Consider the following 1,484-nt stretch of genomic DNA (forward strand, 5'->3'; position numbering starts at 1 on the left):
ACAAAAAACTCTAAGCAGGCTTAGCCTGCTAACTCATGACAGAAAAGAAAGTTCGGCTTATAATGAAGGTGAACAATGTAAATCCGTGGTCTTTAATAGGGCTTTTCCTAGTCTGTACAAAAAACTGGATGAACAAGAGTCATGAGATAACTCGAATATGCCTTGAGCATGAAAATAAAATTACTAGTAGCCTCTTGTTCTATTGTTCAAATAGTTAACAGGAGGTTTTTATAATGGAAGTCATGATTGAAACTTGTTGTGGAATTGATGTCCATCAAAAGTCTATCGTTTGTTGTATTCTAGATGGTCCACTAGATACCAATAAGCCAAAGAAAATTCAGAAAAAATTTGGTACAACAACTATAGCTCTCCAAAATGCCTTAGACTGGTTATTGGAAAATCACGTCACACATGTCTTTTTTGAAAGCACTGGCCAATATTGGGTGCCACTCTTTAATATATTTTCAGACTCAGAACTCAATTTGATATTAGCTAACCCTCAACATATCAAGAATGTGCCTGGTCGAAAAACAGACATGAAAGATGCAGAATGGATTGCACAGCTCGGACGTTGTGGACTTATTGAGCCATCTTACATTCCTAACTCTGAAGTGATGCAGTTACGTTTACTCACTCGTAGGCTACGTTCTTATAAACAACGTCAAACCCAAATAAAGAATGAGATTCATAACCTCCTACAACGTGCTAATATCAAACTAACCAGTTATCTTTCTGATATTTTTTCTAAGACGGGGCAAGCACTTTTAAAATTATTCATTAACGGAGAAACAATTAATGTAGAATCTGTTATCCCTTGTATCCAGAAGCGAGTGAAAGCAAGTCCAGAAGAACTCGTTGAAGCGATGGAAGGAAAGTTGTCACTAGAAGACCGCTTCCTCTTAGATCAGAGCTTAGAGGAATATCAGATGTATCAGGAACTCATTGAAAAATTGACCGATGAGATTCAACACTACATCGAAAAGGAGTTTCCCTGAGGAAAATAGGATACTTCAAACCATTCCTGGTGTGAATGAAAACTGTGCTGCCACTATTCTAGCTGAGATTGGACCAACTGTTACAGCCTTTTCATCCGATGCACACTTAGCATCATGGGCTGGACTCTGCCCAGGGTCTTATGAAAGTGCTGGCATTAAGAAATCCTCACACATCACGCAAGGAAATCGATATATCAAACAAGCTTTGACCATGTCGGGATTAATTGCAGCACATTCTAAGGATCCAGCTTTTTATTCTTTTTATAATCGAATTTCCCAAAGAGGAAGCAAGATGAAGGCGATTATTGCTTGTGCTCATAAGATTCTCAGAATCATTTACAAACTACTCTCCACCAAGCAGACTTATCAAAAAGAAAAGGCGCTAGGACTTAGGAAACAGTTCTAACGCCAAAACTAAAAAATTTTCAATTACAGTATAGCACAGGAAGTGATTTTTTGCGCTTTTTTACTGTTTTTTTCAAATAAAAA

Annotated in this window: 2 protein-coding genes; both read left to right on the forward strand. The window is 37.5% G+C overall.

Annotation, left to right across the window (positions count from 1 at the left end):
- Positions 1-233 precede the first annotated feature (233 nt).
- Positions 234-995 carry an IS110 family transposase gene (locus PCY14_RS09845; protein ID WP_293930323.1) on the forward strand — a complete coding sequence of 254 codons (762 nt, stop codon included), beginning with the start codon at positions 234-236 and terminating at the stop codon, positions 993-995.
- Positions 958-1,401 carry a transposase gene (locus tag PCY14_RS09850; protein WP_293930325.1) on the forward strand — a complete coding sequence of 148 codons (444 nt, stop codon included), beginning with the start codon at positions 958-960 and terminating at the stop codon, positions 1,399-1,401. The genes PCY14_RS09845 and PCY14_RS09850 overlap by 38 nt, the downstream gene beginning before the upstream one ends.
- Positions 1,402-1,484 lie beyond the last annotated feature (83 nt).

This window comes from Streptococcus sp. SV2 (assembly GCF_030440175.1).
GTDB lineage: Bacteria > Bacillota > Bacilli > Lactobacillales > Streptococcaceae > Streptococcus > Streptococcus raffinosi.